Source organism: Pseudoalteromonas sp. H71, assembly GCF_001468485.1.
In the GTDB taxonomy this organism is placed as follows: Bacteria; Pseudomonadota; Gammaproteobacteria; order Enterobacterales; family Alteromonadaceae; genus Pseudoalteromonas.
Genome location: NZ_LODI01000011.1, coordinates 67688 through 74970 on the forward strand (window position 1 = coordinate 67688; position 7283 = coordinate 74970).

The following is a 7283-nucleotide window of genomic DNA, read 5'->3' on the forward strand; positions in this document are numbered from 1 at the left end:
GTAATTGTCGGCAATATCTACTTGGCACAAACGGTTATGCGAATAGTTTCGATACATTTCACTCAATACGCCTATTTCAAGACCCCAGTCACTTGGTATACGAATATCGTTTAATACATCACGCCTAAACGAAAACTCACCCGCTAATGGGTACCTAAACGAATCCATATATTCAAGGTAGTCTGTATTACCTAAAATTGTTTTAAACGAACGTAACAAAGGCGTCACTAATAAACGCGATACACGGCCATTAATTTTGCCGTTGGCTGTACGCGGGTAAAACCCTTTACAAAACTCGTAGTTAAAGCGCGGGTGTGCAACCGGATAAATAAGACGCGCAAGTAAACTTCTGTCGTAGGTTAAAATATCGCAGTCATGAAGTGCAATAGACTCAACCTCAGCGGTTGCGAGCTTATAGCCCATGCAATACCAAACGTTACGCCCTTTACCGAGTTCACGTGGAGCAACGCCTAATTCTTGAAGCTCTTTGTCAAGTGCTTGCAAGCGCGGGCCATCGTTCCATAACACTTTATGATTTTGGTTCAGCTCTTTAAAAAAGCCGAGTGCGTGGCGGTACTGTTGCTCATCGGCCCGATCTAAACCAATTGTTATTTGTGATAAGTACGGCACTTCTCTTAATTCTTTTATTATATTTTGAAGTGCGGGGCCTTCCAATTCGCTAAATAAAGAAGGAAGTATTAATCCCATAGGGCGCTGTTTACTAAAGCCTACTAGCTCTTCTTCCAGCGCTTCAATGGGTCTGTCTGCAATGTTATGCAAAGTCGTAATAATGCCATTTTGATAAAAATCAGCCATGTGATTTTTGCTCCTCAATAGTATTTAAAATGCTGCTAATGCTTGGCAGTATCGTTATTTCTTCAATCCAGCCTTGCGGCGCGGGCGATTGAGAATAACGCGCCTTGTTATGTGATAATTTAACCGGCTTTTTACTGCTTGGGTTATTGATGATGATGGCGATATCAGCGTGTTCTAACATTTGCTTATCGTTGTCACTATCACCGAGTGCAATTACTGTGAGAGGCTTTCTAAAATGTTGGGTAAATTGTTTAACTAACCACTGCTGAGCAGCGCTTTTATCTGTATTTTTAGCAATATGAATAAATCGGCCCCCTATTTTTATGTCGTAGCCTAATGTCGTTACATCACTTACAAAAGTGTTCAGCAACTCATCACTACCATACCAATATAAAGGGTCTGAATAATCACGGGTTTGAGCTCGCCTAGCCTGCGCGTTGTTTAAACCTGTAAGCTCACTTATCTGCTCACTACTTAGCTCACTAAATAGTTTATAATGTGCTTTGTATTGCGCATCTAATGTGTCTAAATCACTCAACAAGCTTGATAATGGCGACGCTAACGCGTAACACCAATAACCACCGACTTCTTTGCAACCTATAGGCTTGAGCTCAAAGTAGCTTTGCGGAATAAATACCGCGGCGCCATTTTCGACAATAAAAGGCTGCTGAATATTTAACTCATTTTTTATTTCAACCACTTCGCAAAATGTTTTGCTGGTGTTAAATACCACGGGAATGTGTGCACTTTGTAACTGCTGAAGTAATTCGCTCACATTACTTGTGTTGTAATCGGTATGATCGAGTAAAGTACCGTCTAAATCAGTAAAAATAATAGGCTGTAACGTATCGTCACTTGTCAGGTGCATGCTTGCTATGTCGCGATTGCTGTCAAGTTCAATCAATGAGTTTGCTTTGCGACTCAATGTGTTTAAGTTTTCACGAGTTATGCGCTCAAAGTGAGAAATAAAATAAACTAACTGTTCATCGGTCATGGTGCCAGCACCAACACCATTTTTGGCTATTAGCTTTTGTTCTTGCTCTTTTCGCCACGTAAAAACATCAGAAAAGCTAGGTGCTTTTAGCATGACTTTGTAATCTATTTTATTAAAAATAGATTTATATTCGTTTGCTAAGCAGCTATTTATACACCGACGCCACACACCTTCTTTGTCGTTTAATTGCTCTAATTCATTAAGTGGCTCACTGAGAGAAAATAGCGGCTGAGGCTCGCTACCTACGCACCACCCTTCTAAAATCACAATATCAATAGGGGCCGTGGTTGCTACCCAATCTTGCTTTGCAACACAGTCATCTTGATGTTTATTAAAACGCGGTAATGCAACCCCTACCTCACCAGCTAATAGCTTAGTTATTGTTGTGTTCATTAGCTCGGTGTCGTGCGTGCCCGGTACACCACGTGTTACAAACAAAGGATGCACATCTTCGGCTAGTTGTTTGCGGCTTTCTTTACCTAGGTAAAAGTCGTCAATCGATAACGCAATCGTGTTTAATGAGGTGTTGTTACTAAACCAAGTAACTAAAAAGTCAGCTAAGGTTGTTTTGCCTGAGCCTTGACAACCATTAATGCCAACAAAAAGAGGAGTTGATGATTTTTTTGATTCGAGAATATCATGTGCAAGGGGTACAAAGTACTGCTCACTTAAATATTGGTACTTTAAAGGCAGTTGATGCTTTGCTAAAAACGGGGTTATATCCACAATATTGGCCTCTGACATAGTAACTCCTTAAATACATAGTGTTCAGAGTACTAAATGCAGGGACTAGACCAACATTATTTTTATAACCTTTTTAATAGGTTATAAAAAAGGCACGTTTTAAACGCGCCAATTTGGTGCAAATATTTTAACTAATGTGCAAAGTTATGCAGCGTTTTGCTCTACTTTGGGGAGTACTAAATTAAGCACTATACCTAAAACGGCACACAAGCTAACCCCCTCTAAACTAAATTGACTGCTACCTATGTGCATACCACCTATGCCACATACTAAAATAAGGGCAACAATAGTTAAGTTACGAGGGGCTGTTAAATCATCGCCCGACTTAACCAAGGTGTTTAATCCAACGACCGCAATCGAGCCAAATAACAAAATCATAATTCCTCCCATAACTGGCACCGGTATGGTTTGTAATCCGGCTCCCATTTTTGCAATAAACGCCAGAGCAATCGCAATAATAGCGGTCCACATCATTACTTTGGGATTAAAGTTTTTAGTCAGCATGACCGCACCAGTCACCTCTGAATAAGTGGTGTTTGGCGGGCCTCCAAACAACGACGCTGCAGACGTTGCTAACCCATCACCAAACAAAGTACGGTGCAAACCTGGCTTTTTTAAAAAGTCTTTTTTAGTCACTTGGCTTATCGCCATCATATCGCCAATGTGCTCAATAGCTGGCGCAATAGCCACCGGCACCATAAACAAAATAGCCTGCCATTTAAACTCAGGTAAAGTAAAGTTAGGTACAGCAAACCAGTGTGCATTGGTTACAGCTTCAAACTGCACTACACCCAGCATAAGCGATAGTCCATAACCAGATATTACGCCTGCTAATATGGGAATTAATTTAAATACACCTTTGCCCCACACTGCAAAAATAAGCGTAACTACAAGTGAAAACATGGAAATTAAAATAGCACTGTTGTAATCAATTAACTGAACACTGCCATCACCTGTTTTACCCATCGCCATATTAACAGCAACAGGCGCAAGCGCTAAACCTATCACCATAATAACGGGGCCAACAACAACCGGAGGTAAAATTTTGTGAAGTGTAGCGACACCTTTAAATTTAACGAGTAAGCTTAATAACATATAAGCTACGCCGGCGGCCATTAACCCGCCCATCGTAGCGGGTACGCCCCACATTTGTACCCCAGCAATAATGGGTGCTATAAACGCAAACGAGGAGGCTAAAAATATAGGCACCTGCCCTTTAGTCACCAATTGAAATAGTAATGTGCCTACACCTGCTGTAAAAAGTGCAACACTTGGATCGAGCCCTGTTAATAGCGGTACCAATACCAACGCACCAAATGCAACAAATAGCATTTGTGCGCCAGTTAAAATTGTTTTAATTGAAAACGTTGCGTTACCTTTCACTACACACTCCTAAATTTAATTATTGCTTTTTGCCGTTATAAAGTTAGTAAACAAACACGAAAAAGGCCTTCCTCAGAAAGCCTCTTTTATAATTGCGTTGCCTATAACACAAAAACGATTAACGCTTATCAATAGCGACTATACCGTGCCAAATATTTTATCACCTGCGTCACCTAAACCAGGCACTATATAACCTTTTTCATTTAAATGGCTGTCTACCGCTGCGGTAAATATTTCTACATCAGGGTGAGCTGCTAAGGTTTTTTCTACCCCTTCAGGGGCTGCAACTAATACAATCACTTTAATTTCTTTACAGCCTGCTTTTTTTAACATGTCGATTGTGGCAATCATCGAGCCACCCGTTGCAAGCATAGGATCAATAACTAAGCTAAGGCGTTGTTCAATGTTCTCTACCAGCTTCTCAAAATAAGGAATTGGCTCAAGCGTTTCTTCGTTGCGTTGAAGGCCAACTACACTCACTTTAGCCGCAGGCAACAACTGCATAACACCATCCATCATACCTAAACCTGCACGTAAGATAGGAACCACCGTAATTTTTTTGCCTTTAATATGTTGTACGTTAAGTTTGTTACCGTCCCAACTGGTTATTTCATTGTCTTCAAGGGGAATATTTTTCGTTGCTTCGTACGTTAATAATGTGCCAACTTCTGAGCACAGCTCACGAAAGCTTTTAGTGCTAATGCCGAAAGCACGCATTAAACCTAATTTATGTTGAACAAGTGGATGAGTAATAACGTGAATAGCCATGATGAAAACCTACTTAGACAATAATTAGCGATATTTTATATTAAAAATGACCATTTGACCTGTAGTTTTAAAGCAATTCTCATACATTGTGCGCAAATATATGTGTTTGTTTGATATTTATGCACAACACAATACTTAAAATTTAGTTATTTGTTTTAAACCAACGAACAACTTGCTCATGCATATAACTATTTATTTTATAATGCTCTGGACTCCACCCTGCTAAAAAACGATAAAAATCAGCCCATGCGGCAGACCACAACGCTTTCCATTCATTTGTTACTGCGTGCACAGCTATATCTGGTTGATGAAGAGCTAGCGCATGCTCTAGCTCATCGAAATAATATGCAAGTTCGTTTTCTGCATGAGCATATAACTCTTCACAGCTAAAGCAGCTCGTCATAAAGTACATAACATCGACTATACCAACGCCAGCACCTGTGTACTGAAAATCGTACCCACGTATCTCATTATTTAAATTAACAGCAAAGTTTGCCAGTTTAGCATCGCCATGGATTAACGTTTTATACTTAGCGTGCTTTAGCTGATAAGCTAATTTTTTAGCAACTACTTTTATATCAAACTCGTTATTAGTGTTTGACATAAGCGCGTTAAATTCATCTGGCCGAGTATTTAAATGCCAATAACACCCCTGCCCCCACAACTCATCATGCTGCTTATTCAAATTAAACGCATGGAAGTGAGCAAGCCACTTTAATATTGGCTTTATATGCAATGAGCTGGCTTGCGTAAACCCAAACTGAGTAAAATTTTTAAATACTAGCGCATACTCATCGCCACAATTTATAGCACTCACACATGCAATACTCTTAGCTGTTTTAGGTAAATGATGGCTATAAAGCTTATAAAAATGATACTCAACATGGTAAGACTGCTGCTTTCTTTTTAATGCAAACTTACTTTGTTTTATTTTAGGGTGGTTTATGTGATTGGGTATTTTAATCGCCTTAATAACACAAGGCACATTATCAAGCCTGCACTCAACAATACTGCCACACCCACTCCACAGCGAAGTAAGTGTTTCACCTATTTCAATATGTTTAAAGTGAGGCTGTAATAAAGGGAGGTAAAATGTCATAGCTGTATTAAGTTATTAATTTTTTTGTAGTTTAACATTAGACGAAGTTATAGGTGAAAGTACTTAATAAAAACCATACAGTTTGATGGGTTCACTGCTTTCTTTTTCAAATGACACCTATCTTAGTTTTTTTACTGTATTTCTCGTTGTCGCATATACATAGCGTCTATGGTCAAAAAGAGTGCTTTAACATCAACGGTGCTTCCTTGAGATTTAATGCCCCCATCTTTTCCTATTAAAGTAACAGTATTTTTTTTCAGTCGGTACTGCTGTTTAATATTCGACATAAATGACTCGGATAATTGGCCAGAGTAATTAGTTAAAGCCTCACTGTCTTTTAAAATAAACCATACTATATGCCGGTCAACAATGCCCTCTGAGTGATTTTTCATAAGGCTTAATACGTAATCTGGATCTGTTGGTTGATTTACGATGATCAGCCGGTTTTCCCATCGTAAAGTGGAAAAATCATTCAATAGAGCACTTTCACTGGCGTTTGAAAACAAGCCAAGTGCAAGTAAAAAAAGGTATCTGAGTTGTCTCATAGCATAACCTAAAATTAGAATTTAATTATTAAATACGCTCTGTTTAACCTTGTAGTTTTGCTTATTTTATTTTTTAGCGTTTATAACTGTAAAATATTTGTGTGGTTGAGATTGTTGTTTTAACCCGCTTAAAATGCAAGATTTAGGATGGGTGATATGTTGATTTTTACCATCGTCACTTGTTAGTTTTCAATGCCTGCCAACAAACGCCATAATCCAATCATGTTCTTCATCACTTGTTGTTTCAGTATTAAAGAACTCTGATATTTCAGCTTTCATTGCATGCAACTCGTTTACTCCCTCTTCTGGAGTTGATAAATAAGTTGTATGAAAGAAGCACCCGTATACTCCACTTGTTATTGAGTATGGTGCAATATCACCACCTTTTTCCAAAGTTAGACGAGCACCTTTGGAATGCTCCTCGTCCTTAATTATTTCACCACTTTCAGAACCTATTGTTCCAATGGTTTCTCCATTATCAGTTTGATTCCACATAGCTTAACTTTTGAAAACTAACGCCGCAAATAAACGGCAAAAAATAGTTGGCTATAATTTGAGAGGCACGAACAAAGCCAACTGTTTTTTGTCCGTACTTTTTAATTTGCTTTGTTAGGTGCGTAAGAATCCAAATACTCACCTACTCGACCACCAAATAGCGAAGGTGATGTATTATGTATTTTACGTTTAGCATATGAGCAAGACTCTTTAACTCTGATGCTGCTCTCAGATTGCCATAATGCCGCGTCTGTATTTTTTACTATTTCTTTTAATGGTTGCTTGCTGATGATAACTGCTTTATCGATGAGCTGTTTGTTACTTAAGTACCACTCATTTATTTCTTCTTGGGTTGCNCTATCACAGTATTTTTTTAAAGATAATATGTAGCTAAAAACCTGACGAGCTCTAAATGCAGCATCTTCATATGAACAAACAC

Annotated in this window: 8 protein-coding genes; all 8 read right to left on the bottom strand. The window is 38.8% G+C overall.

The features are described 5' to 3' along the window. Window positions 1–816, bottom strand: an 816-nt coding sequence (locus ATS71_RS07205; protein ID WP_235591436.1) for a glycosyl transferase, incomplete at its 3' end; no start/stop codon positions are given. Next, on the bottom strand, window positions 809–2554 hold the full coding sequence (locus ATS71_RS07210) for an HAD-IIB family hydrolase (protein ID WP_058404208.1): 1746 nt from the start codon (window positions 2552–2554) through the stop codon (window positions 809–811). The genes ATS71_RS07205 and ATS71_RS07210, both read right to left, overlap by 8 nt. A gap of 144 nt (window positions 2555–2698) precedes the next feature. Then, a complete protein-coding gene (locus tag ATS71_RS07215) occupies window positions 2699–3937 on the bottom strand; it encodes a uracil-xanthine permease family protein (RefSeq protein ID WP_058404209.1) in 1239 nt (412 codons plus the stop codon). A 138-nt stretch (window positions 3938–4075) separates the two neighbouring features. Then, window positions 4076–4705 (bottom strand): uracil phosphoribosyltransferase, encoded by a 630-nt coding sequence (upp, locus tag ATS71_RS07220; protein ID WP_058404210.1) that lies wholly within the window; start codon window positions 4703–4705, stop codon window positions 4076–4078. A gap of 142 nt (window positions 4706–4847) precedes the next feature. Further along, window positions 4848–5804 (bottom strand): kinase, encoded by a 957-nt coding sequence (locus ATS71_RS07225; RefSeq protein ID WP_058404211.1) that lies wholly within the window; start codon window positions 5802–5804, stop codon window positions 4848–4850. Window positions 5805–5935: 131 nt separating this feature from the next. After that, entirely contained in the window at window positions 5936–6349 is a 414-nt protein-coding gene (locus ATS71_RS07230; protein WP_058404212.1) for a DUF4174 domain-containing protein, read from the bottom strand. A 189-nt stretch (window positions 6350–6538) separates the two neighbouring features. Continuing rightward, window positions 6539–6844 (bottom strand): hypothetical protein, encoded by a 306-nt coding sequence (locus ATS71_RS07235; RefSeq protein ID WP_058404213.1) that lies wholly within the window; start codon window positions 6842–6844, stop codon window positions 6539–6541. Between the two features lie 101 nt (window positions 6845–6945). Further along, the coding region (locus tag ATS71_RS07240; RefSeq protein WP_235591437.1) for a hypothetical protein at window positions 6946–7200 on the bottom strand (255 nt) is incomplete at its 5' end. Between the last annotated feature and the right edge of the window lie 83 nt (window positions 7201–7283).

Excerpts from the sequence above, each read along its gene's own strand:
- ATS71_RS07210 (WP_058404208.1), bottom strand. The coding sequence starts at position 2,554 with ATGTCAGAGGCCAATATTGTGGATATAACCCCGTTTTTAGCAAAGCAT.
- upp (WP_058404210.1), bottom strand. The coding sequence starts at position 4,705 with ATGGCTATTCACGTTATTACTCATCCACTTGTTCAACATAAATTAGGT.
- ATS71_RS07225 (WP_058404211.1), bottom strand. The coding sequence starts at position 5,804 with ATGACATTTTACCTCCCTTTATTACAGCCTCACTTTAAACATATTGAA.
- ATS71_RS07230 (WP_058404212.1), bottom strand. The coding sequence starts at position 6,349 with ATGAGACAACTCAGATACCTTTTTTTACTTGCACTTGGCTTGTTTTCA.
- ATS71_RS07235 (WP_058404213.1), bottom strand. The coding sequence starts at position 6,844 with ATGTGGAATCAAACTGATAATGGAGAAACCATTGGAACAATAGGTTCT.